The 22,875-nt window shown below is 72.5% G+C and carries 22 protein-coding genes; 5 read left to right on the top strand and 17 right to left on the bottom strand.

From position 1 onward, the window contains the following. Positions 1 to 31: 31 nt before the first annotated feature. Together AC07FT_RS31810 and AC07FT_RS31815 are read right to left on the bottom strand one after the other, a co-directional pair. Positions 32 to 892, bottom strand: a complete 861-nt coding sequence (locus tag AC07FT_RS31810) for a hypothetical protein (RefSeq protein ID WP_479179462.1) — start codon at positions 890 to 892, stop codon at positions 32 to 34. A 74-nt stretch (positions 893 to 966) separates the two neighbouring features. After that, a complete protein-coding gene (locus AC07FT_RS31815; protein ID WP_479179464.1) occupies positions 967 to 2,205 on the bottom strand; it encodes a glycosyltransferase family 4 protein in 1,239 nt (412 codons plus the stop codon). A gap of 281 nt (positions 2,206 to 2,486) precedes the next feature. Here AC07FT_RS31815 and AC07FT_RS31820 point away from each other — a divergent pair, with 281 nt between their 5' ends. Both AC07FT_RS31820 and AC07FT_RS31825 read left to right on the top strand, forming a co-directional pair. Next, positions 2,487 to 3,380, top strand: coding sequence for a hypothetical protein (locus AC07FT_RS31820; protein ID WP_479179466.1), 894 nt, complete (start codon positions 2,487 to 2,489; stop codon positions 3,378 to 3,380). 155 nt (positions 3,381 to 3,535) lie between these two features. Beyond that, positions 3,536 to 3,844, top strand: coding sequence for a hypothetical protein (locus AC07FT_RS31825; RefSeq protein WP_471202656.1), 309 nt, complete (start codon positions 3,536 to 3,538; stop codon positions 3,842 to 3,844). Between the two features lie 49 nt (positions 3,845 to 3,893). On the opposite strand, the gene der is transcribed toward AC07FT_RS31825, so the two are convergent. The 7 genes from der to AC07FT_RS31860 form a co-directional block, all read right to left on the bottom strand. After that, positions 3,894 to 5,357 (bottom strand): ribosome biogenesis GTPase Der, encoded by a 1,464-nt coding sequence (der, locus tag AC07FT_RS31830; RefSeq protein ID WP_479179468.1) that lies wholly within the window; start codon positions 5,355 to 5,357, stop codon positions 3,894 to 3,896. A 58-nt stretch (positions 5,358 to 5,415) separates the two neighbouring features. Then, on the bottom strand, positions 5,416 to 6,093 hold the full coding sequence (locus tag AC07FT_RS31835; protein ID WP_471202660.1) for a lysophospholipid acyltransferase family protein: 678 nt from the start codon (positions 6,091 to 6,093) through the stop codon (positions 5,416 to 5,418). Continuing rightward, positions 6,090 to 6,806, bottom strand: coding sequence for a (d)CMP kinase (gene cmk / locus AC07FT_RS31840; protein WP_479179470.1), 717 nt, complete (start codon positions 6,804 to 6,806; stop codon positions 6,090 to 6,092). The genes AC07FT_RS31835 and cmk overlap by 4 nt, the downstream gene beginning before the upstream one ends. 142 nt (positions 6,807 to 6,948) lie before the next feature. After that, on the bottom strand, positions 6,949 to 8,034 hold the full coding sequence (locus AC07FT_RS31845) for a prephenate dehydrogenase (RefSeq protein ID WP_479179471.1): 1,086 nt from the start codon (positions 8,032 to 8,034) through the stop codon (positions 6,949 to 6,951). Next, positions 8,031 to 8,393 carry a chorismate mutase gene (gene aroH, locus AC07FT_RS31850; protein ID WP_254744216.1) on the bottom strand — a complete coding sequence of 121 codons (363 nt, stop codon included), beginning with the start codon at positions 8,391 to 8,393 and terminating at the stop codon, positions 8,031 to 8,033. The genes AC07FT_RS31845 and aroH overlap by 4 nt, the downstream gene beginning before the upstream one ends. 140 nt (positions 8,394 to 8,533) lie before the next feature. Further along, a complete protein-coding gene (locus AC07FT_RS31855) occupies positions 8,534 to 9,079 on the bottom strand; it encodes a TlpA family protein disulfide reductase (protein WP_479179473.1) in 546 nt (181 codons plus the stop codon). After that, positions 9,079 to 9,636: a MauE/DoxX family redox-associated membrane protein gene (locus AC07FT_RS31860; RefSeq protein WP_479179474.1), complete on the bottom strand. Its 558-nt coding sequence runs from the start codon at positions 9,634 to 9,636 to the stop codon at positions 9,079 to 9,081. Before AC07FT_RS31860 ends, AC07FT_RS31855 begins: the two co-directional genes overlap by 1 nt. 199 nt (positions 9,637 to 9,835) lie before the next feature. Between AC07FT_RS31860 and AC07FT_RS31865 the strand changes: the two genes are divergently transcribed. From AC07FT_RS31865 to AC07FT_RS31875, 3 genes are all read left to right on the top strand, one after another. After that, positions 9,836 to 9,997 (top strand): hypothetical protein, encoded by a 162-nt coding sequence (locus tag AC07FT_RS31865; RefSeq protein WP_471202669.1) that lies wholly within the window; start codon positions 9,836 to 9,838, stop codon positions 9,995 to 9,997. A 227-nt stretch (positions 9,998 to 10,224) separates the two neighbouring features. Next, positions 10,225 to 12,009 carry an ABC transporter ATP-binding protein gene (locus AC07FT_RS31870; protein ID WP_479179476.1) on the top strand — a complete coding sequence of 595 codons (1,785 nt, stop codon included), beginning with the start codon at positions 10,225 to 10,227 and terminating at the stop codon, positions 12,007 to 12,009. A gap of 3 nt (positions 12,010 to 12,012) precedes the next feature. After that, positions 12,013 to 12,441, top strand: a complete 429-nt coding sequence (locus AC07FT_RS31875) for a S26 family signal peptidase (protein WP_471202673.1) — start codon at positions 12,013 to 12,015, stop codon at positions 12,439 to 12,441. Between the two features lie 44 nt (positions 12,442 to 12,485). Here AC07FT_RS31875 and AC07FT_RS31880 read toward each other — a convergent pair whose 3' ends face one another. The 8 genes from AC07FT_RS31880 to AC07FT_RS31915 form a co-directional block, all read right to left on the bottom strand. Beyond that, a complete protein-coding gene (locus tag AC07FT_RS31880) occupies positions 12,486 to 13,559 on the bottom strand; it encodes a pseudouridine synthase (protein WP_479179478.1) in 1,074 nt (357 codons plus the stop codon). Continuing rightward, positions 13,559 to 14,221, bottom strand: a complete 663-nt coding sequence (gene scpB / locus AC07FT_RS31885; RefSeq protein ID WP_479179480.1) for an SMC-Scp complex subunit ScpB — start codon at positions 14,219 to 14,221, stop codon at positions 13,559 to 13,561. Before scpB ends, AC07FT_RS31880 begins: the two co-directional genes overlap by 1 nt. Further along, positions 14,218 to 15,777 carry a segregation and condensation protein A gene (locus AC07FT_RS31890; RefSeq protein WP_479179481.1) on the bottom strand — a complete coding sequence of 520 codons (1,560 nt, stop codon included), beginning with the start codon at positions 15,775 to 15,777 and terminating at the stop codon, positions 14,218 to 14,220. The genes scpB and AC07FT_RS31890 overlap by 4 nt, the downstream gene beginning before the upstream one ends. Positions 15,778 to 15,845: 68 nt before the next feature. Further along, the gene (locus tag AC07FT_RS31895) at positions 15,846 to 16,442 is read right to left on the bottom strand and encodes a hypothetical protein (RefSeq protein WP_479179483.1); all 597 of its coding nucleotides are present in this window, start codon (positions 16,440 to 16,442) and stop codon (positions 15,846 to 15,848) included. Continuing rightward, positions 16,427 to 17,443, bottom strand: a complete 1,017-nt coding sequence (locus AC07FT_RS31900; protein ID WP_479179504.1) for a ParA family protein — start codon at positions 17,441 to 17,443, stop codon at positions 16,427 to 16,429. Before AC07FT_RS31900 ends, AC07FT_RS31895 begins: the two co-directional genes overlap by 16 nt. A 508-nt stretch (positions 17,444 to 17,951) precedes the next feature. Next, entirely contained in the window at positions 17,952 to 19,067 is a 1,116-nt protein-coding gene (gene ald, locus AC07FT_RS31905) for an alanine dehydrogenase (protein WP_479179506.1), read from the bottom strand. A gap of 187 nt (positions 19,068 to 19,254) precedes the next feature. Beyond that, positions 19,255 to 21,318, bottom strand: coding sequence for a tetratricopeptide repeat protein (locus AC07FT_RS31910; RefSeq protein ID WP_479179508.1), 2,064 nt, complete (start codon positions 21,316 to 21,318; stop codon positions 19,255 to 19,257). An 804-nt stretch (positions 21,319 to 22,122) separates the two neighbouring features. After that, positions 22,123 to 22,749 carry an NUDIX domain-containing protein gene (locus tag AC07FT_RS31915; protein WP_479179484.1) on the bottom strand — a complete coding sequence of 209 codons (627 nt, stop codon included), beginning with the start codon at positions 22,747 to 22,749 and terminating at the stop codon, positions 22,123 to 22,125. Between the last annotated feature and the right edge of the window lie 126 nt (positions 22,750 to 22,875).

A 22,875-nucleotide genomic window follows, 5' to 3' on the forward strand; every position in this document is an offset into this window, starting at 1 on the left:
CAAGGGCTGATCCCAGGCGGGTGCCCCGGCTCTAGGCCGGTGCCTCGACCCGCACCGACAGGTCGTTGTCCCGGGTGTAGTACGGACGCACCCGTACCGGGCCGCGGGGGGCGGTCAGCTCCGTGGACGGATAGGTGAAGATCTCCTTCTTGTCCGGGACGTCGTCCAGGATGCGGGCCAGCCGCACCGGCGGCTCCTCCGCGTCCGCGGACCGCAGCCTCAGGTCCCAGACGTCCCGTTCGCCGTCCCAGTCCCCGGCCAGCTCGGCGAAGGGCAGGGTGCAGAAGAACGTCGCGCCCTCCGCGGTGACCGGCACCATGCGCACCCGGTCGCGGTCACGGCGGCAGCGCGCCTCCAGAACCGCTCCGTCCAGCCACCGCGCGGGGTCCCGGACCCGGTGCAGCAGCCCGTGGACGGCCATCGCGCCCCCCTCCAGCCGGATCTCCCCCGCCTCGGCGTGCGGTGCCCGCCGCCAGCTGCGCAGCGAGAGGTTGCCGTGCTTGGTGGCGTAGGGGATGCGCACGGACAGCGGCGAGGTGCTCGGGCCCGGTCTGCGGTCGACCAGGGAACGAAGGTCGTTCAGCCCCGGCGCCAGCCGCCGCGGTTCGTCCTCCCCGTAGGCCACATGGACGTCCCAGCGGCCCTCGGGCAGGGCGACCGTACTGGGCAGCGCGGCTTGGAGGCGGCCGTCGCCGATCGGACCGAGCGGCAGCCGGACCTCGCTGTCTCCGGAGCCCACCGAGCCCCGGCGGATCAGCACCAGCGCACCGCTCCAGTCGTCGTAACTCCCCGGCTGCGGGCGGACCCAGTCGGAGATGTGGAAGGTGAGACCACCGGCGGAGTCCGCCACGCAGTCGGCACGGGTGGGGGCGGCCTCTCCGGTCTCGTTCACGCTGTCCTCCTGCTCCTGCCGCGTTCGCTCCGCGGCCCCCGCTGACGTCGTGGACGCGCCTCCGCTCAGGGCGCTCATACCGGCCGCACCTTCCGCAGCGAGTCCTTCGTCACCAGCGCGCCGCTGAGCAGGCTGCCGCGGGCACGGTGGAGGGTGCCGCGCAGTCCGCTGCGCGCGACGAGGTCGGCGAAGAGGGAGTCATAGCGCCCGGCCACCCGGGAGGGGTCGAACCGGGCCGCGTCCTTCAGCGCCGCCTGCCCCATCTGCTGCCGCAGTTCATCGTTGTTGATCAGGTCGAGCAGGGCCCCGGCCACGGCGTCGGCGTCACCGCTGGGCACCAGACGGCCGTCCACCCCATTGTCGATGATCTCCGCCGGACCGTGCGGGCAGTCGGTGGAGACCACCGGCAGTCCGCAGCGCATCGCCTCGACGATGGTCATGCCGAACGACTCCAGACTGGAGGTGACGGCCGCGATGGAGCCCTTGGCCCACTCGGGGTCCAGCGGATTGGCCGGTCCCATCAGGAACACGTGGTTGTACAGGCCGAGTTCATCGATCAGCGCGCGCAGCGCGTCGTGCTGGGCACCGCTGCCGTAGATCCGCAGCCGCCAGTCCGGGCGGGCCGCACTGACCTTGGCGAAAGCCCGTATCAGCAGGTCGTACCGTTTCACCGGGGCGAGCCGCCCGGCCGCCACGACCCACTTGCCGGTGCCGTCGGCGGGCTCCAGACCGGGCTCGGGCACACTGTTGGGCACCGCCTCGATCCGCACCCCCGGCAGCCGCATCTGGCCGCGGTAGGTCCGGGCGTCCGCCTCGGTGACCGTGGTCACCGCGTCCAGCCGCGGGTAGACCCCGCGCAGCGCCCGCTTCAGCCCCCGGGAGTGGGTGCTGAGCGTCAGGTGCTCCTGGCCGACGCGTACCGGGCCGCGGCGCGCCTCACGTGCGATGTGCACATTGAGTCCGGGCCGGGTGCCGACGACGACATCGGCCTCCAACTGCCGGAGGTGTTCGGCGATCCGGCGGTCGGTGAGCGCGCTGTACTGCTTGTAACGGCCCTCGCTGGAGGGGAAGACCTTGGCGGGGCGGGCGTGGTCAGGGTCCGCTCCGTCGTAGGTGGGACTTCCCTTGCGAATGTCCACCAGGTGGCTGAGCCGTACATGCGGCCCGGGATCGAAGATCGGCTGATCACGGTGGCGGAACACCGAGACGATCTCCACATCGTGCTGTTCGCCCAGGGTGCGGGCAAGGTTGTACGTGGTCCGGATCGTCCCGCCGATCCCGTACGCGTTGTGAATCAGGAATGAGATGTGCATCCGTTCCCGTCGTCCCCGTATCCGGCTGGTTCCCCGCGGACAGGTCAATCGTCCGCCTACCACGAGGTAGGACCTCCCCCCGGATCACAGGGTTGGGCCTCATCACCGCTTTGTTCCACAACAGATGTGAAATCGGTAGCGAAATCAGGGAACGCCGAGGCGTTCTGACGCATCGGAGTCCATGGACGGCCGGGGCGGCGTGACCCCCGCCGTGGATGGCCCGTTGTTCTCCATACGGGCCGGGAGACACCCGGCCCAGGACCGAAACCGAGGAGCCACCCGTGCCGCGCATGCTCGACGTCAGCGATGACGTACGTGCCGAGATCGGCGATGAAGAAGCCGACCGGTTGCTCACCGGTGACAACGCCCCGGGCGCCTATGACTGCACGTCCTGCCGCACCCCGGGCAACACCGACCAGGAGCGGACCAGCACCGTCCTCTTCGTCGGCCAGGAGACGGCCGTGCTCGCCTTCGCGCACGCCACCTGTGTCCCGTCCCAGGTGGTGCCGGTCTCCGAGGAGCAGTTGCGCGGCGCGGTGCGCTCCATCACCGCGGAGGAGGCGGCCGATCCGCTCATGGATCCCTCAACGCGCCCGGCGTTCGCCGCCGCGTCCGGGTACGCCACCCCGTCGTCCGGGTACGCCGAGGCGCCGCGGCCCCGGACCGTCCAGCCGCCCGCGCAGTCGCCGGAGCGCGCCCCGTCGCCGCAGGCCGTGCTCGGGGTCACCAGCGGGGTGGTGCTGGTCGGCGCGGAGGCGCGGCCCGCGCTGGTGGTCGAGCCGACGGCCCCGATCAACCGGCCCGGCTCCAGCCAGAGTGATGACTTCCTGCCCCTCCTCGCCGAGCAGGGCTTCGCACCGGTCGTCGATCTGAACCGGCCGCCCGGACCCAACCACGGCTGGTCGGTGCTGATCGCAATGGGCCAGCTGCACGCGGTGCTGATGCCCTCGGCCAACGGCGGCTCCCCGGTGGCCTGGTGGCAGGCCCACCGTCCGATGCCGCTCAGCGAGGGCTGGCGCAACGCGGTCAACCGCTCCCGGCAGGTGATGCTCTACGCCGCGCCGGCGGGCACCATCGGCACCCAGCCGCGCGAGGACCAGTTGCGCGTGGCACTGGACCGGGCCGCGGCGAGCGGTGCGCTGGTGGGCGCCTCGATGCCGCTCGCGGGTACCTGACGCCCATGGCCCCCGACGTTCCCGGACCCGCCCAGCCGCCACGGGCAGCCCATTCGCCACCGATGCCGCATCCGACGGGCGGCCGGGTCGTTGGCACCTACGTGCACGCATACGACCTCCCCTATCGCTCCCCCTCATACGGCCATATCCCGGCAATGCGTCCGGCGCTGGAGGCAGCCGCCGACCCCTGGCGGCAGTCCGCCACGCCGATCTACGACGCCCTCTGCGCGGAGTACCGGAGACTGTTCCGGACACTGCCCGGTGACCGTTCGGACGAGGAGGACCTGGAGTTCGTCGCGTTCAGCGCCATCGGCCACCCCGGCCAGCCGCGCGGTCTGACCAGCGGGGGTCACGGCCGGGCGGGCGGCCCGGGCGGCTCGTGGGACACCGGCGGTCCGTACTACCGCGGCTATCTCCCCGCGCTGCCGCCGGGCCGGCGCGACGGGCGGGGGCACGACTACTGAACCGGCGCCCCCTGATGGGGCGCGCGGGGTGCCTGGCACCCCGCGCGGCTCACTTCTTGCGGCCGCGCTTCTCGCGCACCCGCACCGAGATCTGGATCGGCGTCCCCGCGAAGCCGAACTCCTCGCGCAGCCGCCGCTCGATGAAGCGGCGGTAGCCCGCCTCCAGGAAGCCCGAGGCGAACAGCACGAACCGCGGCGGCCGGGTTCCGGCCTGCGTCCCGAAGAGGATGCGGGGCTGCTTGCCGCCGCGGATCGGGTGCGGGTGGGAGGCCACGATCTCGCCCAGGAAGGCGTTCAGCCGCCCGGTGGGGACCCGGGTCTCCCAGCCGGCCAGCGCCGTCTCGATCGCCGGGACGAGCTTCTCCATATGGCGGCCGGTGCGCGCGGAGACATTGACCCGCGGCGCCCACTGGATCTGCCCGAGCTCGGTCTCGATCTCGCGCTCGAGGTAGTAGCGGCGCTCCTCGTCGAGGGTGTCCCACTTGTTGAAGGCGATCACCATCGCGCGTCCGGCCTCGACCGCCATCGAGATGATCCGCTGGTCCTGGACGCTGATGGACTCGCTGGTGTCGATCAGGATGACCGCGACCTCGGCCTTCTCCACGGCCGCGGCGGTGCGCAGGGAGGCGTAGTAGTCGGCCCCCTCCTGGAGGTGGACGCGGCGGCGGATACCGGCGGTGTCCACGAACTTCCAGGTCACGCCGCCGAGTTCGATCAGCTCGTCGACGGGGTCGCGGGTGGTGCCCGCCATCTCGTTGACGACCACCCGCTCCTCGCCCGCGACCTTGTTCAGCAGGGAGGACTTGCCGACGTTGGGACGGCCGATGAGGGCGATGCGGCGCGGTCCGCCGACCGCCGAGCCGAAGGTCTGGGCCGGGGCCTCGGGCAGCGCCTCGAGCACCGCGTCCAGCATGTCGCCGGTGCCGCGGCCGTGCAGCGCGGAGACCGGGTGCGGCTCGCCGAGCCCCAGCGACCACAGCATGGCGGCGTCCGCCTCACCGCTGGGCCCGTCGACCTTGTTGGCGCACAGCACGACGGGCTTGCCCGCCCGGCGCAGCAGCTTGACCACGGCCTCGTCGGTGTCGGTGGCGCCCACCGTGGCGTCCACCACGAAGACCACCGCGTCGGCGGCCTCGATGGCGAACTCGGCCTGCGCGGCCACGGACGCGTCGATGCCGAGCACATCCTGCTCCCAGCCGCCGGTGTCGACGACCTTGAAGCGGCGGCCGGACCATTCGGCCTCGTAGGTCACCCGGTCCCGGGTGACGCCGGGACGGTCCTCGACCACGGCTTCGCGGCGGCCGATGACCCGGTTCACCAGGGTCGACTTACCGACATTGGGGCGGCCGACGATGGCCAGGACGGGCAGCGGGCCGTGTCCGGCCGCGGCGAGGTCGCCCTCGACCTGCTCGAGGTCGAAGCCCTCCTGCGCGGCGAGCTCCATGAACTCCGCGTACTCGGCGTCGCCAAGCTCTCCGTGCTCGTCTCCGCCACTGTGGATCTGGTCGTTCATGAAGTTACGTTCCTCGTCGTCCCTCAGGCCGCGCGCCCGCCGTACGGGCTCGCGGGTCTCATGTCTCGTCGCGGCGGCCGGTGAGCCGCCTGGCGTTCCCCAGGTGTGCGCCCAGTCGCTTCTGGATGCGCGTGGTCGCCTCGTCCAGGGCCGCCCGGGTCCGCCGTCCGCTGCCGTCGCCCGCCTGGAACGGGTCGCCGAAGACCACGTCGATCCGGCTGCGCAGCCGCGGCAGATGCCTGGCCCGGCCGTTGCCGTCGCGCTGGTCGCCGGAGCCGAGCACGGCCACCGGCACGATCGGCGCGCCGGAGCGGACGGCGAAGTACGCGAGCCCCGCGCGCAGCGACGCGAAGTCGCCGTCGCCGCGGCTGCCCTCGGGGAAGATCCCGAGGACCCCGCCGCGCTGCAGCACGCCCAGGGCATCGGTGATCGCCGCCCGGTCGGTGGTCGTCCGGTCCACCTTCAGCTGCCCGATCCCGCGCAGGAACGGATCCAGCGGACCGATGAACGCCTCTTTCTTGATCAGGAAGTGCACCGGCCGGGGCGCGGTGCCCATCAGCATCGGACCGTCGATGTTGTGGGTGTGGTTCACCGCGAGGATCAGCGGCCCGGCGGACGGCACCCGCCAGGCACCCAGCACCCGCGGCCGCCACAGCCCGTACATCAGGCCGATGCCGATCCGGCGTCCCACCGCGGCTCCGGCCGCGCTCGGCAGTGTGTCGGCGGGTCCGGTCACACGCCCGTCCGCTTCTCCTCGACGAGCGTGACCACGCACTCGATGACCTGGTCGAGGGTGAGCTCGGTGGTGTCCACCTCTATGGCGTCGTCCGCCTTGGCCAGCGGCGAGGTCTTCCGGCCGGAGTCCAGGGCGTCCCGCTTGGCGAGCGCCGCCTGGGTGGCGGCCAGGTCGGCCGCCTCCTTGCCCTTGAGCTCACCGCTGCGACGGGCGGCCCGCGCCTCGGCGGACGCGGTCAGGAAGATCTTGACGTCGGCGTCGGGCAGCACCGTGGTGCCGATGTCACGGCCCTCGACGACGATGCCGCGCGGGGCCTCGGCGGCGATGGTCCGCTGGAGCTCGGTGATCCGGGTCCGCACCTCGGCGACCGCGCTGACCGCGCTGACCCGGGAGGTGACCTCCTGGGTGCGGATCGGCCCGGCGACATCGGTGCCGTCGACGGTGATGGTCGGGGCGGCCGGGTCGGTGCCGGAGACGATGTGGGGCTTGGCGGCGGCGTCGGCCACGGCCACGGCGTCCTCGACGTCGATACCGTTGTTCACCATCCACCAGGTGATCGCCCGGTACTGGGCGCCGGTGTCCAGGTAGCCCAGGCCCAGCTTGGTGGCGACGGCCTTGGAGGTGCTGGACTTGCCCGTGCCAGCGGGGCCGTCGATCGCGACAATCACTGCTGCCGGGGCGGTCCGGGCGGCGGTTTCCACGGTGACTGACACCTTTCGTGTGCACGGGGCTTGGTCGGACGGGGCGGATGGAGCCTCGGACAAGGTTACTGGTTCACACGACCGCTCCGGACAGCGTGGTCATGACCGGACCACGGAGCCGGGCGGCCGGGGCGGTGCCCGCACCGCCCCACGATCACTGCCGGATCGACCAGCCCCGCTCGCGGAGCGCCGCGGTCAGCCCGGGGGCCGCCGCGGGCTCCACCATCAGCTGGATCAGACCCGCCTGCTGACCGGTGGCGTGCTCGATCCGGACGTCCTCGATGTTGACGCCCGCCCGGCCCGCGTCGGCGAAGATCCGGGCCAGCTCGCCCGGCTGGTCGCCGATGAGCACCGTCACCGTCTCGTAGACGGCGGAGGCGGCGCCGTGCTTGCCCGGCACCCGCTCGCGTCCGGCGTTGCCGCGGCGCAGCACGTCCTCGATCCCGGTGGCGCCGTCGCCGCGCTTGGCCTCGTCGGCGGACTGGAGGCCGCGCAGCGCCCGTACCGTCTCGTCGAGGTCCGCGGCCACCGCCGCCAGCACATCGGCGACCGGGCCGGGGTTGGCGGACAGGATGTCGATCCACATCGCCGGATCGGAGGCGGCGATCCGGGTCACATCGCGGATCCCCTGGCCGCACAACCGCACCGCGGTCTCGTCGGCGTCCTTCAGCCGGGCGGCGACCATGCTGGACAGCAGATGCGGGGTGTGCGAGACCAGTGCCACCGCGCGGTCGTGGGCGTCGGCGTCCATCACCACGGGCACCGCGCGGCACAGCGCCACCAGTTCCAGGGCGAGGTTGAGCACCTCGGTGTCGGTGCCCTGGCCGGGGGTGAGCACCCACGGCCGCCCCTCGAAGAGGTCGGCGGTCGCGGCCAGCGGACCGGAGCGCTCCCGGCCGGACATCGGATGGGTGCCGATGTAGCGGCCGAGGTCGACGCCCAGGGCCTCCAGCTCCCGGCGCGGCCCGCCCTTGACGCTGGCCACGTCCAGCGCGGCGCGGGCGACCCCGCGGCGCAGCACATCGGCGACCGTCCGCGCCACGTACGCGGGCGGTACGGCGACGATCGCCAGGTCCACCGGGCCCTCGGGCTCCTCCTGCGTCCCGGCGCCGAGCGCCGCGGCGGTACGGGCCTGGTCCGCGTCATGGTCGGCGAGGTGGACGTGGACGCCGCGTCCGGCCAGGGCCAGCGCGGCGGAGGTGCCGATCAGACCGGTGCCGATGACGAGTGCGGTTCTCATTGGGCGATGTCCTTGCGGAGGGAGGCCGCGGCGCCGAGGTAGACATGGGCGACACCGGACTTGGGCAGATCCGTCTCGACGTGCGCCAGGATGCGCACGACCCGCGGCATGGCGCCTTCGATGTCGAGTTCCTGGGCGCAGATCAGCGGCACGTCGGTGATGCCGAGCTCCCGTGCGGCGACCGCGGGGAAGTCGCTGTGCAGATCGGGGGTGGCGGTGAACCACACACTGATCAGATCGTCCGGTACCAGCGCGTTGCGCTCCAGGATGGCGGTCAGCAGCTCCGAGACCTGCTGCCGCATATGACCGGACTCGTCCCGCTCCAGCTGGACGGCCCCGCGGACCGCTCGTACCGCCACGTCTGTGCTCCCCTGCGCGTTCCCGTTCCGCCTTCCGGATCAGCGTAACCAGTCCGGGGGACACCCCGCGGACACGCCCGGCCCGCGAGACGCGGGACGGGCGCATGCGGCACCGGCGGATGACGGGGGCCGGGCCCGGCTCAGCCGACCGGTACCGGCGCGGGGCCGGGCAATTCCTTCGGCTTGATATTGCTGGCGGTCAGCGTTCCCGCCCCGTCGACGATTCCGAATACCGGATATCCCTCCACCTTGAACGCCTTTTCGGTCGGCCCGTCCTCGGCATCCTCGATCACCACATGCGACGCGATACCGCGGAGCGGCTCGATCATCTTCCGTGCGTCCTCCTCGTCACCGTGGACGAAGGCGACGACCGTCCGGCCCCGCGCCCGGTGGTTCCCGGCGATTTCCACGAAGTTCGGAAGCTGTTCCTTGCAGGCCGAGCAATGGGGGGAGACGAATCCGATGAGGGCATCGCGCAGGGTGTCCCCGGATATCGTCTCACCGTCGATGGTCTGCGCCTCGAACTCGGGCATGGCCGAGCCGTTCGGAATCATCAGTCCCGGATTGTCCCCCGCGTAGGCATTCCCCTGCCCGGTTCGCAGCTTCCGGACTATTCCGAAGGTGAGCAGCAGATTCAGCAGGCACAGCACCGCCAGAACGACGACGGCTGCGATCAGATACGGCATCAGGTCTCCTGGTGGGCGGGCGCGGGTGGCGCGAACAGCGCGGCGAGTTCATCGGTGGCGACAACCAGCAGGACGCCCACCAGCGCGGCGAACGCGGCGACGGCGATCCCGCCGGGATGTGACGGCAGACCGGGGGCGCCGCCCAGCGCGGCGGCGGCACCCACGCCGGTCACCACGAACAGGGCGGCGTTGCGCACCACGTGCTGACGTCCGATCGGAGCGGTGGAGGATCCGAAACAGGCGCAGGACGTGGTCTTCTTCCGCCGGAGCGCGGTCACCATCGCCACGGTGAACACGAGGAGCATCCCTCCCGCGAGCCCGAGGCCGGCCAGCCCGCCCGGCGGAACCAAGAGTAGGGGCGGAATCAGTCCTTCAGCGGTCACCACCGCAAGGGCGATCGGGCGACGGAAACGGGCTGGCGCGCCCATTTCCTGCGCGGCGGCTTCGAACTCCCGGAACGCGGTTCGCCCGCGCAGCTTGCTCGCGGCGGAGACCACGAAGACCCCGCCGATCAGAAAGCGGCAGGCCAGCAGGGCATAGCCCATCGAATCCCCCATGTGCTGCTCGACGACCGACGGCACTGTAACCCCGAAGAGATGTTCTAGGGAATGACCACAAGATCGAGAAATAGGGAACCTGACGCTCCGGAAGAGCGACGAGAACTGGCCACAAATGGAATGGCTACCTCCTCTGGCGTACAGACGTTCGGGCGTCGTACGGTTCCGGCGTCCTGATCAACCAACGGGAGGAAATGCCATGCTTGCCAAGCTGAGTGACCGCATTCTGAGTGCCGTTCTGCGCGAGGAGCGGGCCGGCGCCTGCGTTCCGGAGCACGGAGAGCGCTGCTACTGCAAGAGCGGCAAGGTGTACCGCTTCAACTGCAACGGCATCTGCACCAAGAGCACCACCAACTGCTGAATCAGTTGAACGGAGGAGAGGGCCTCGGTAGCGGTGCGACCGTCCGGGGCCCTCTCCGGATATTCCATCACCATCACGTATAAGGATCCGACGGCAATCCGTATTCTCCGGATGCGCGGTATTGCGGACGGACACGTCATTCCGGGGGGGCGGGGAAAGCCAGATGATCCGTGTCTGAGGGGCCCGAACCGGGTCCCGGGCCTCGTTCCCGGCTGCGCTGGCGTGCCGTGACCACCTGTGTGGCGCTCCAGTTCCGGGCGACCGGAACCGGCACCTGCGCGATGTTCGGAACGGCCGTGCTCGCCGGCCTGCTGCCCGCGCTCGCGGCGTGGCTGAGCAAACTCCTCTTCGACGAGCTGGGCCGGGGCGGCCACGCGGACGTCGGCCGGGTGACACTGCTCGCCCTCGCCATCGCCCTCGTCGGCGCGGTCACCGCCGTACTGCTGCAACTCGCGGGATACCTCGACGAAGTGGTCCGCCAGCGCCTCGTGGTGACCGTGGAGGACAAGCTCTTCGCCCGCGTCAATGCGTTCCGCGGGCTGCGGCTCTTCGAGACCCCCGCGTTCCATGACCGGCTGCGGCTGGCCCAGGAGGCGTCCCAGGACGCTCCGCACAACATCACCATGTTCAGCCAGCTGATCGTCCAGGCGGTCTCCACCGTCTCCGGCTTCACCGGCGTACTGCTCGCGGTCTGGCCCCCCATGGCGGGGCTGCTCTTCCTGGTCGGCGCCGCGGCCCTGGTCACCCAGCTCTTCCAGGCCCGCCGCCAGGCACGGGTCTTCGAGACCGTCTCCGGCAAGTACCGCCGCCGGACGTTCTACCGGGGTCTGCTGACCGATCCCCGCGCCGCCAAGGAGATCCGGCTGTTCGGGCTCGGCGGCTTCTTCCACTCCCGTCTGGTCACGGCGCTCGGTGACGCGACCGAGGCCGAGCTGCGGGTCGCCCGCCGGGGGATGCTCGTCCAGTCCGCCTTCGCCCTGCTGAACGCGGCGGTCATCGGCCTGGGCATCGTCATCGTGGCGGTGGGCGCCGGGCGGGGGGAGTTCAGCGTCGGCGACGTGACCCTGTTCATCGCCGCGGCGGCCGGTATCCAGGCCACCTTCGGCGGGATCGTCCTGCAGGCCGGTATGGCCGTCGAGGGCATCCGGCTGTTCGGTCACTTCATCGACCTGATGGAGACCCCGGACGACCTCGGCTCGGGTGGCCTTCCAGCCGGCCCGCTCCGGGACGCGATCGAACTGCGCGACGTCTGGTTCCGCTACGACCCGTCCGGGCCCTGGGTGCTGCGCGGGGTGAACCTGAGGATCGCGGCGGGCACCGCGGTCGGCCTGGTGGGCGAGAACGGTGCGGGCAAGAGCACGCTGGTGAAGCTGGTCTGCCGGTTCTACGACCCGGTGCGCGGACGGATCCTCTGGGACGGGACGGATATCCGCGCCCTGGACGTCGAGGAACTCCGCCGCCGCCTCGGCGTCACGTTCCAGGACCACATGGCGTACGACCTCACGGCCCAGGAGAACATCGGGGTCGGCGACCTCCCCCGGCTGACGGACCGCGCGGCCGTCCGCGCCACGGCCCGCAAGGCGGAGATCGACCGGAAGCTGTCCGCCCTCCCCGACGGCTACGACACCCTGCTGAGCCGGGTCCAGGTGGACGACTACGACGCGGCGCCCGGTGTGACCCTCTCCGGCGGACAGTGGCAGCGCGTCGCCCTGGCCCGCTCACTGATGCGGGACGAGGCCGATCTGCTGATCCTGGACGAGCCCAGCTCCGCGCTGGACGCCCAGGCGGAGCACGACATCAACCGGACTCTTCGCGAGTACCGGGATAACAGGACCAGCCTCCTGATATCGCACCGCCTCAGCGCCCTGCGCGACGCCGACACGATCGTCGTCCTGGCGGACGGTGAGATCGCCGAGACCGGCACCCATGACGGACTGATGGAACAGGGAGGCCGGTACGCGCACCTGTTCGCGGTGCAGGCGGCCGGCTACCAGGACGCACGAGTGGAGTGACCGATGCGCAAGCGCACGATGGCGGTGATGGGTGCGGGGCTGGTGGCGGCGGGTGCCGGAGCGGTGCTCCGGCGCAAGCTGATGCTGATCCGGGTGACCGGGAACAGCATGGCACCGACGTTCACCGACAGCAGCCGACTGCTGGTCCGCACCTCCCGGCGGATCCGGAGCAACGATGTGATCGTCTTCCGGAACCCGCTGGGCGAAGCGGATCCGGAGCTGCGCTGGCTGGTCAAACGGGTGGCCGCACTCCCGGGGCAGCCGGTTCCCGCGGACGTCCTGGAGAAGGTCGGGGCCCGGCCCGGCGCGCCGGTCCCCGAGGGCCGGATCGTCGTCCGGGGCGACGCCCGCAGAACGCTGGACTCCCGGCACTTCGGGTATGTCCCCGCCGGGGCCGTCCTCGGTGTCGTGGTGGCACGCCTGGGCGCCTGAACGGCGGCCGGACCCCGGGCGGGGTCCGGCCGCCGCCGCGGCTGTCAGAGATCGACCTCGCGCATCAGCATCCCGACCTCGGTGTTGGTCAGCCGTCGCAGCCAGCCGGACTTCTGGTCGCCCAGCGCGATCGGTCCGAAGCCGGTGCGCACCAGCCGGTCGACCGGGAATCCGGCCTCGGCGAGCATCCGGCGGACGATGTGCTTGCGGCCCTCGTGCAGGCTCACCTCGACCAGGTAGTTCTTGCCGGTGTTCTGCACGACCTTGAAGTGGTCGGCGCGGGCGTAGCCGTCCTCCAGCTCGATGCCGTTCTTCAGCTGCTTGCCCAGGTCGCGCGGGAGCGGGCCCTGGATCGCGGCGAGATAGGTCTTGGCCACGCCGTAGCGGGGGTGCGTGAGGCGGTGGGCCAGCTCACCGTGGTTGGTGAGCAGGATGATGCCCTCGGTCTCGGTGTCGAGACGGCCGACGTGGAAGAGCCGGGTCTCGCGGTTGGTGACGTAGTCACCGAGGCACTGGCGGCCGTCGGGGTCCTCCATGGTGGAGACGACCCCGGCGGGCTTGTTCAGCGCGAAGAACAGGTACGACTGGGTGGCCACGGTCAGCCCGTCGACCTTGATCTCGTCCTTCTCCGGGTCGACCCGGAGCCCCTGCTCGGTGACGATCTTGCCGTTGACCTCGACACGGGCCTGGTCGATGAGCTCCTCACAGGCGCGGCGCGAGCCCATACCGGCGCGGGCCAGCACCTTCTGGAGCCGCTCGCCCTCCTGCTCGCCGAAGGTCTTCGGCAGCTTGACCCGGGGCTTGTCGTGCCGGGCGCGGTTGCGCTCCTCTATCTGCGCGTCGTACTCGCGCGGACGGGACGGGCCGCCGGGCTTGCGGCCGCGTCCGGCGGCGCCGCCCTTCGCGCCGCCCGCCTTGGGACCGCCCTTGGGACCGCCCTTCGGTCCGCCGCCGCCCTGGGAGGCTCCGCCCACGTCGTAGCGGCGCTCCTCGGGACGGGGGCGGCCCGCGCGCTTCTGCCGGTCGTCGCGCTGGTTGCCCGCGCCGCGGTAGTTCTTGCCGCCGCCGCTGCCGCCGCTGCTGCCGCTGCCCCTGTTGTTCCTGCCGCTGCTTCGCATCAAAGTTCCGTCTGAGAGTGGCCTACTCCGTCGTCCGCGTCAGCGGCGTCGACGGCGTCCGGGTCGAACGACGGCACACCCTCCTGGGACTCGCCCTCGACCGCGTCCGCCTCGGGGAGGAAGGGCGCGAGCTCCGGAAGCTCGTCCAGACCCCGCAGGCCCATCCGCTCCAGGAAGTAGTTCGTCGTCCTGTACAGGATCGCACCTGTTTCGGGTTCCGTGCCCGCCTCCTCGACCAGACCCCTCTGGAGGAGGGTCCGCATCACGCCATCACAGTTGACGCCGCGGACGGCCGAGACCCGGGAACGGCTGACCGGCTGACGGTACGCGACCACCGCGAGGGTTTCCAAAGCGGCCTGGGTGAGCCGGGCCTGCTGGCCGTCCAGGACGAAGCCCTCGACGGCGGCGGCGTAGGCGGGGCGGGTGTAGTAGCGCCAGCCGCCCGCCACCAGCCGCAGCTCGAAGCCGCGGCCCTGGGCCGCGTACTCGTCGGCCAGCTCGCGCAGCGCGTCCGCGACCGCGCGGCGGGGGCGCTCCAGCACCTTGGCGAGGTGTTCCTCGGTGGCGGGCTCGTCGACGACCATGAGGACCGCCTCCAGGGCGGGCTTGAGGTCGAGTGCCGCGACGTCCGAGGCCGCGGCGGGGGTCCACTGCTCGGTCAACTCCGCACCTCCTGCTTCTCGTTCTCCTCGAGCTCCGCCGGTTCCTCGGGCCCCTCAGGCCCCTCGGGCTCCTCCTGCCGCTTCCGCGGCGGTCCGGCCTCCTGGTCGAATTCATCGGTGACCAGTGGCTGCTCACCGTCGGCGCCCGTCCAGCGCACCATGAGCGCGCCGAGGGCCTCCGGCTGGTCGAGCAGGACCGCGCGCTCCCGGTAGAGCTCCAGCAGCGCCAGGAAGCGGGCGACGACGGTGAGGACGTCGGGGGCGTCCTCGGTGAGCGTCCGGAAGGTGGCTTCACCCAGCTCCCGCAGGCGCGCCACCACCACCCCGGCCTGCTCACGCACGCTGACCAGCGGGGCGTGGATGTGGTCCACGTACACCTGCGGCTTGGGCTTGGGCTGCATCGCCTTCACGGCCAGCCTGGCGAACCCCTCGGCGCCGATGCTGATGACGACGTCCGGCAGCAGCTCGGCGTGGTGCGGCTCCAGGCCGACGGTACGGGGGTGCCGGGCGGCCTCGCTGACCAGCCGGTCGTGGAAGATGTCCGCGATCCGCTTGTACGCGCGGTACTGGAGCAGCCGGGCGAACAGCAGGTCACGCGCCTCCAGCAGCGCGAGGTCGGCCTCGTCCTCCACCTCGGCGGCGGGCAGCAGCCGGGCCGCCTTGAGGTCCAGCAGCGTCGCCGCGACCACCAGGAACTCGGTGGTCTGGTCGAGGTCCCAGTCCGGCCCCATGGCCCGGATGTGCGCCATGAAGTCGTCCGTGACCTTGGACAGGGCGACCTCGGTGACGTCCAGCTTGTGCTTGGAGATCAGCTGGAGGAGGAGGTCGAAGGGCCCCTCGAAGTTGTCGAGCCGGAGGATGAACCGATTGCCGTCGTCGGCGGGCGCGTCGCCCTCGGCGGCGGTGGGAGCCCCGGAGGGCCCGGCTGCGGCGTCCGAAGCCGCTGACGCCCCGCTGACGGCCTCCTCGGCCGCTCCCCCGCCCCGGTCGTCCCCCACGCCCGCCGAGGGCCGTACGGGCCCGTCGGCCCCCTCCTCGGCCCGCGCATGCGCGGGATCCGGCTCCGGCCGCCCGGCGGAGACGGCGGAGGGCACGCCGGACGACTCACCTGGAGGGGTCCCCGGCCCAGCGCCTCCCCCGTGCTCCGCCTCGGGGGAGGTCGCCGGGCGGGCGGCGCCGTCGGCGGAAGCCGGGCGCGGGTCCGCCGCGCGGGCGGAACGCGGATCGTCCGGGAGCGCCGCCGTACGGGAGGCCGGTGCTCCCGTCCCGGCGCTTCCCGCGCCCTCCGACGCGGGGAGCGAAGGTGGATCGTCCGACGGTGCCGCCGGGCCGGCGGCCGGGGCGGAGCCCCCCGCCACGTCACCAGCCGCGGCCTCCGGCCCGACGTCCGACGCGTGCTCCGCCGCCGGAGGGGCGGCAGGCGCTTCCGTTTCGGTTTCCGCCGGATGGGGGGACGGGGCAGGCTCCGCCGCGGGGCCCGCCGCCGGGGCCGCGCCGGGGCCACGGCCCAGGGTGCGGCGGCGGGGCGGCGGGGCGGGGGCGTCGTTCGTCGGCATCGCGGTCCAGAGTGCTCAGGGCCGGGCGGGGCAGCCCGTACGACCGGGCAGGCTATCGCCCTGCCCGGTCAGCGGCCGCGCAGGCGGCGCACCAGGATGCTCGCGTCGCCGCGCGACTCGAGGTCGGCGAGGACCACCGCGACCGCCTCGCGGACGATCCGGCCGCGGTCGACCGCGAGTCCGTGCTCGCCGCGCAGCACCAGCCGCGCGTGCTCGAGGTCCATCAGCTCCTCGGCGGAGACATAGACCGTGATCTTCTCGTCGTGCCGTTCCCGCCCGCTGGGGCGCCGGTTCGCCGCGCGGGTGCGGCGGCGGGCGGCGCCGCCCTGTTCGGCCGGGCCGGCCGCACCGGCGGCCTGGCGCGCCTTGGGGCGGCCCGCCGCCGCGGGGCTCCGCTCGGCGGCGTCCTGCGCGGCGGCGGCCGCCTCACGGCCCGTGTGCTCGGCGGCGCCGGACTGCTCGTCCTCCGGCCGGCGGCCGTCCTCGTGCGCGGCGTCCTCGTGCGGTTCGGCGGCCGTGCCGGGCTCGGCGGCGGGCGCCGGGACCCGGGCGGCCTCGCCGTTCGCCTGGCGGCGGCCGGACGCGGGAGCGGCGGACTGGAGCCCCATCCCTCCCGTGGTGCGGAACAGTTCGTCGGCTCCCGGCAGACTCACTCGGCGTGACACCGGGCGAGCACCTCCCTGGCGAGCTGGCGATAGGCGGCGGCACCGACGGAGTTGGACGCGTACGTGGTGATCGGCTCACCCGCGACGGTGGTCTCCGGGAAGCGGACCGTACGGCCGATCACCGTGTGGTAGACGTGCTCGTCGAACGCCTCGACCACGCGGGCGAGGACCTCACGGCTGTGCACGGTGCGCGAGTCGTACATCGTGGCGAGGATGCCGTCCAGCTCCAGGTCGGGGTTGAGCCGCTCCTGGACCTTCTCGATCGTCTCGGTGAGCAGGGCCACACCGCGCAGCGCGAAGAACTCGCACTCCAGCGGCACGATCACCTTGTGCGCCGCGGTGAGCGCGTTGACCGTGAGCAGACCGAGCGAGGGCTGGCAGTCGATGACGATGTAGTCGTAGTCCGCCATCAGCGGCTTGAGCGCGCGCTGGAGGGTGGACTCCCGGGCGACCTCGCTGACCAACTGCACTTCGGCAGCCGACAAGTCGATATTGCTGGGCAGCAGGTCCATATTGGGCACGGCCGTCTTGAGCAGCACCTCGTCGGCCGACATGCCCCGCTCCATGAGCAGGTTGTAGACCGTGAGGTCGAGCTCCATCGGGTTGACCCCGAGGCCGACCGAGAGCGCGCCCTGCGGGTCGAAGTCGACCAGCAGGACCCGGCGGCCGTACTCGGCGAGCGCCGCGCCCAGGTTGATGGTGGAGGTGGTCTTGCCGACGCCGCCCTTCTGATTGCACATCGCGATGATCTTCGCGGGGCCGTGCTCGGTCAGCGGACCGGGAATCGGGAAGTACGGCAGCGGCCGCCCGGTGGGGCCGATGCGCTCGCGACGCTGGCGGGCCGCGTCGGGCGCGAGTGTGGCCGCGTACTCGGGGTCTGGCTCGTACTCGGCGTCCGGGTCGTAGAAGTGCCCGTCGGGGAGGTCGTCGTAGTCGGCGAAGCGGGCGGGATCCGTGCCCCCCTGGTCGCCGGCCATGGCGTTCACGTGATGGCCGTCCATGCTCTGGTGGGCTGTCGTCATGCTCTGGTGGGTTGCGAAGGTGCGGACAGCGACGGAGCCGACAGCCTCGAGCCCCGAGGGACCCTGGCCCCGCGCAGCCGATCCTGGTTGACCACCCCCGGGAGAAAATGTCGACTCATTCACAAGTCGTCCTACCTCCTTGGTGACCAGGAAATTTCTAGATAGGTCAGCGTGACACCATGCCGACGGTTGGCGACTCTATGGCGTGTCGGCGGTCCGCAGCAACACAATCCACCGGACACGGCGTGATGTGTCGGCAATCGAACACCCCGATGTCAAGGGCGTGTGAACGGCGGCGGAGTGATTTCACCACCGCGCAAAGGGTCTGAAGAGTTTCATTTGGGGCGAGTTGACCAGCATAGCGCCGTTCCATGGAAGGAACGGCGCCGGACACACCTGCGGCCGGGTCCCGCCCTTCGGCAAGACCCGGCCGGATGCCCGGTGTTGACCCGGTGTTGACGGTCCGGGTTGACCGTCGGTCGGCGTGTCAGCCGATGAGGGTGTTCAGTTCGACGTGGGGCAGTGCGTGCGCCTCGGCGACCGGACCGTAAACGACCTGTCCCTCGTGGGTGTTGAGGCCCTTGGCCAGGGCGGCGTCCCGGCGCAGCGCCTCGCGCCAGCCGCGGTTGGCCAGCTCCACGATGTACGGCAGCGTGGCGTTGGTGAGCGCGTGGGTCGAGGTGTTCGGCACCGCGCCCGGCATGTTGGCCACGCAGTAGAAGACCGAGTTGTGGACCTCGAAGGTCGGCTCGGCGTGCGTGGTGGGACGGGAGTCCTCGAAGCAGCCGCCCTGGTCGATCGCGATGTCGACAAGGACACTTCCCGGCTTCATACGGGAGACCAGCTCGTTGGTGACCAGCTTCGGGGCCTTGGCGCCCGGGATGAGGACCGCGCCGATGACGAGGTCGGCCTCCAGGACGGCCTTCTCCAGCTCGAAGGCGTTGGAGGAGACGGTCTGCACCTTGGTGCCGAAGACCTTGTCCGCCTCGCGGAGCTTGTTGATGTCCCGGTCCAGCAGGGTGACGTGGAAGCCCATGCCGATGGCGATCTGCGCGGCGTTCCAGCCGGAGACACCGCCACCGATGACCACCGCGCGACCCGCGGCCACACCCGGCACACCACCGGGCAGCACACCGCGGCCACCGGCCGAGCGCATCAGGTGGTAGGCGCCGACCTGCGGCGCGATCCGGCCCGCGACCTCGGACATCGGGGCGAGCAGCGGCAGCGCGCGGTTCGCGGTCTCGACCGTCTCGTAGGCGATGGCGGTGGTGCCGGACTCCAGCAGCGCGTCGGTGCAGGCGCGGGAGGCGGCGAGGTGGAGGTAGGTGAAGAGGGTCTGGTCCTTGCGCAGGCGGTGGTACTCCTCCGCAATGGGCTCCTTGACCTTCAGCAGCAGGTCGGCCGTGGCCCAGACCTCATCGGCGGTGTCCAGGATGCGGGCACCGGCCGCGGTGTACTCCGCGTCCGTGATGGAGGAGCCCAGGCCCGCACTCTGCTCCACGAAGACCTCGTGGCCGTTGCGGACCAGCTCGTGCACACCGGCGGGGGTGATGGCCACACGGAACTCGTTGTTCTTGACCTCGCGGGGGATACCGACCTTCACGTCGATCACGGTCCTTGAATGGGGGGAGAAAGGAATATAGCGCCACAGCCGGACAGACCCAGCCATGAACATGCAAACCGAAACCTGTCCGCATGCCGGTGACGACCGCATCATTCACGGTACGACCAGTCTAATGAAGGACGTCGCGCTGTCTAGCCTTGCAATGCATCAATCTTTCGCGAGACCACTACTGATTTCGTAGGTCGATCCCGTCTCTCTCCCTGGCACGGGGTGCCTCCGGGGGTGTCACGGGCGATGACTCCTCAGGTGAGGGCCCCTTCTCCGGCGCTCCGGAGCGCCGGGCCTCCCGCCTCAGCACCCGGGCCACCGCGGGGTCGCCGCCCAGCCGGTCGACGGCCTCGGCGGCGCGCAGGGCCAGCTCGCCGTGGAGCGCGGTGTCCCCGCAGCCCCGGGCGACGGTCACGGCCTCGCCCCAGCTGCGCAGCGCATCCCGGCTCCGGCCGAGCTGCTCCTGGGCGCGGGCGGTACCGCTGAGCGCCCGCGCGCATCCGGGCAGGTCAGCTCCACGGCGGCAGGCGGCGGCCGCGGCGCGCCAGTCGCGCAGCGCCTCGCTCCAGCGGTCCGCGTAGCCGTGGACGGTGCCGAGCCGCGCGTACACCCGGGCTCCGCCCGCCACGTCCCGGCGGCCGAGCCTGAGCTCCAGCGCCCGGCCGTACCAGTCGGCGGCCCGGTGCCAGTCCGCCAGCTCCTGGTAGATCCCGCCGATCGACTCCAGCGCCCGGCCGGTCGTATACGGATCCCCCGCCTCACGGGCCGCCTCCAGGGCGCCCTTGTAACGGCCGAGCGCCTGGTCGGTCCGTTCCGCGCGGGCGTCGAGGTCGCCCAGGTTGAGCAGCGCCGCCGCCCGCTCCACCGGCAGGTCGCCGCGCTCCGCCACGTCCAGCACCAGCTGGTGCAGTCCGTAGAGCTCCGGTGCGGCGCCGTCGGCGCCCCGGTGGGCGCTGAGCGCGTGGGTGAGCCCGGCCACCAGCCGCCGGGCCAGGGTGTCCAGTTCACCGGCCCCGACGGCCAGCCGGGCCGCCTCCAGCAGCACCGGCAGCCGGTCCTCCAGCCATCCGGCCGCGTCCGCCGACGACGAAAACCGCAGCGGCCGCGGCATCTCGGCCAGTTTCTTACGGGCCGGGGACCCCACCGGTTCGGCCGCCAGCCGGCACGCGTGCAGCTGCCGTACGGTGCGCTCCAGCATCCGGGCGCGGGCGAGTTCCACCTCCGCCGGGCGCTCCACGGACTCCAGCAGCTCCCGCAGGAGCGGCTCCAGAGCGCCCGGCACCTGGTACCGGCCCTCGCCGCGCGGACGCAGCAGCCCGCATCCGGTGAACCCCTCGAGCGCCGCCGCGCCGTCCGGGACCGAACACCCGGCCAGCGCTGAGGCCACATGGGCGTCGGCCGTCCCGGCGGGCGCGAGCACCAGCAGCCGCAGCATCCGGGCGGCGGCGGGCGGCAGGGTGTCGTAGACCAGCCGGAAGGTACGGGCCAGCGGCCGCACCCCGGGGTCGGCGTCGGCCGAGGACGGCGGCAGCTCCCGCAGCCGCGCCACCAGATCGGCCACGGACGCCTCGGGCCGCACCGCCAGCCAGCCACCGGCCAGCACCAGTGCCGCGGGCTGACCCGCGCACTCCTCCACCAGCGCCTGCGCGGCCACCGGATCGCAGGTGATCCGGGTGGGCCCGGCGTACTGCGCCAGCAGGCCGACCGCCGCGCTCACATCGAGCCCGCCGACCGTGCACGGCCGGACGTCGGGCACCCCGGTCAGCGGACCGTGCGAGACGGCCACGACCAGACAGCCGGGTTCATCGGGCAGCAACGCGTCCACCTGGTCCGCACCGGCCACGTCATCGAGCAGCAGCAGGAGGCGTTTGCCGGTCAGCCGCTCGCGCAGCTCCGCGCTCAGGTCGTCCTCGTCCGCCCCGGGCGGCGCGGTCACCCCGAGCCTGCCGAGCAGATCCCGCGCGATGCGCGGGGTGGCCACCGGCTCCCCGCCGGAGGTGGTCAGCCGGGCGCTCAGCACCCCGTCGGGATAGTCGTCGGCCAGCCGCCGGACCAGCTCCTCGGCCAGCGCGGTCCGGCCCCAGCCGGGGCGTCCGGCGATCAGCAGCACCCGGCTGCGGGCCGCCGTGCGGCCCGCGAGGGTGTCGAGACCGGCGCGGTCGATGTCGGCGCGCAGCGACAGCAGCTCCCGCCGCCGCCCCGCGAACCCCTTGCCCACGGTGGCCGCCGCGGCGAACAGCACCGCCCGGGTGGCCCCGCCCCATACACCGCCGTCCGCACCCGCGTCCCGGGGCCCCGGCGGCCCGGCGTCCGTACGACGGCCGGATGCCGGGGACGCGGCGTCCGCGGAGCGCGGGGCGGCGGATGAGCCCGCACCCGCCGCGGCCGCGGGCCCCGCGCCGGTGGCCGGGGCCGGGGAACGAGCCGGGACCGCGCGGCCCGTGGCGGGGGCGGTCTCCGGGGCCGGGCGGCGCACCGGATCCGCGGCACCGACGCTCGTACGGGAGCCGGGGCCGGTACGTCCCGGCTCCGGACCGCTGCCGGTGTCGGGGGCCGTGGGGCGGGCCGGACCCGCGCCGGGAGCGGAACCCGGGGAGCGGGGCGGAACCTCCGCGTCCGTGCCTGCGGTGCGCTGGCCCGGCGCGGGCGGGGGCACAGGGGTGTGGTGGGAGGCCGGTGGCTCCCCTTCGGTGTCGACCGCCTGCTCCGCCACGGGCCCGCTCCCGTCCACCTGCGCATCACGAACCCGCCGCGGTCGCGGTCGGGGTTGGTGCGGGCCGGTCCGCCCGCGCCGCTTCGACGGTCGGCCAGGCTCGGCCCCTCACGCCTCCGGGGCTCCGCGCGCCGGGGCCGCGACGGCTGGTGAGCGGGTGCTCCATCGGCGTTTACGAGGGTAGTTCACTCCGCGTCAGGAACCGGGCACTCCCGACCGGCGGACCGGGCTGAAAATCACTCCATCGGATCCACTGATCGTCCACTGATCCTCAGAAGGGGGTCATGGGAGGGGGTCGGAAGGAGACGCGGACGGGCCCCGGATGAGAGTGGGTCAGGCGTCGAAGGGACGCGCCGGCCAGGGGGCACCGGCCGGGCGCAGGGCGTCCAGGCCGTCCCCGTCCAGGGCGGCCCGCGCGGCCAGTACGCCGACCGTCAGACAGGTGTTGTGCAGTTCGCCCGCGAGGACACCGCGGACCAGCTCGTCCAGCGGGACGCGGTCCAGCTCCATATCGGCCTCCTCCTCGGAGACCTCGAAGCGCTCGCCCTCGGCCGTGGAGATCTCCCGGGCGAGGAAGATCCGCACCGCCTCGTCGGTGCCGCCGGGCGAGGTGTAGACGTCGGTGAGGACCCGCCAGTCCTCCGCCTTGACGTGCGCCTCCTCGTACAGCTCGCGCTGGGCGGCGTGCAGCGGGTTCTCACCGGGGATGTCCAGCAGACCGGCCGGGATCTCCCACAGCCGGTGGCGCACCGGGTGGCGGTACTGCCGCAGCACGATGACGCGCCCGTCCCCGTCGAGGGCGAGGACGGCGACCGAGCCGGGGTGCACCTGGTAGTCACGCTTGACCCGGCTGCCGTCGGGCATCACGACCTCGTCGGTGCGCACGCTCGTCTTGTTGCCGATGAAGGGCGTGGCGGTGGCGGTGACCCGCCACTCCTCGGGGGTGTCCTGGATACCCATGGGTCTCTCAGCGTCCTCTCGGTGCGATGGCCGGGGTGGGGGGGGGGGGGGGGGGGGGGGGGGGGGGGGGGGGGGGGGAGGGGGGGGGGGGGGGGGAGGGGGGAGAGGGAGGGGGGGTCTGTTTGT

It is taken from the genome of Streptomyces sp. NPDC045899 (assembly GCF_056431485.1).

Bases quoted from the DNA above. Each gene is read 5' to 3' on its own strand.
- AC07FT_RS31815 (WP_479179464.1), bottom strand. From the start codon at position 2,205: ATGCACATCTCATTCCTGATTCACAACGCGTACGGGATCGGCGGGACG.
- AC07FT_RS31825 (WP_471202656.1), top strand. From the start codon at position 3,536: ATGCGTCCGGCGCTGGAGGCAGCCGCCGACCCCTGGCGGCAGTCCGCC.
- der (WP_479179468.1), bottom strand. From the start codon at position 5,357: ATGAACGACCAGATCCACAGTGGCGGAGACGAGCACGGAGAGCTTGGC.
- AC07FT_RS31845 (WP_479179471.1), bottom strand. From the start codon at position 8,034: ATGAGAACCGCACTCGTCATCGGCACCGGTCTGATCGGCACCTCCGCC.
- AC07FT_RS31855 (WP_479179473.1), bottom strand. From the start codon at position 9,079: ATGCCGTATCTGATCGCAGCCGTCGTCGTTCTGGCGGTGCTGTGCCTG.
- AC07FT_RS31860 (WP_479179474.1), bottom strand. From the start codon at position 9,636: ATGGGGGATTCGATGGGCTATGCCCTGCTGGCCTGCCGCTTTCTGATC.
- AC07FT_RS31865 (WP_471202669.1), top strand. From the start codon at position 9,836: ATGCTTGCCAAGCTGAGTGACCGCATTCTGAGTGCCGTTCTGCGCGAG.
- AC07FT_RS31875 (WP_471202673.1), top strand. From the start codon at position 12,013: ATGCGCAAGCGCACGATGGCGGTGATGGGTGCGGGGCTGGTGGCGGCG.
- AC07FT_RS31880 (WP_479179478.1), bottom strand. From the start codon at position 13,559: ATGCGAAGCAGCGGCAGGAACAACAGGGGCAGCGGCAGCAGCGGCGGC.
- AC07FT_RS31890 (WP_479179481.1), bottom strand. From the start codon at position 15,777: ATGCCGACGAACGACGCCCCCGCCCCGCCGCCCCGCCGCCGCACCCTG.
- AC07FT_RS31900 (WP_479179504.1), bottom strand. From the start codon at position 17,443: ATGGACGGCCATCACGTGAACGCCATGGCCGGCGACCAGGGGGGCACG.
- AC07FT_RS31915 (WP_479179484.1), bottom strand. From the start codon at position 22,749: ATGGGTATCCAGGACACCCCCGAGGAGTGGCGGGTCACCGCCACCGCC.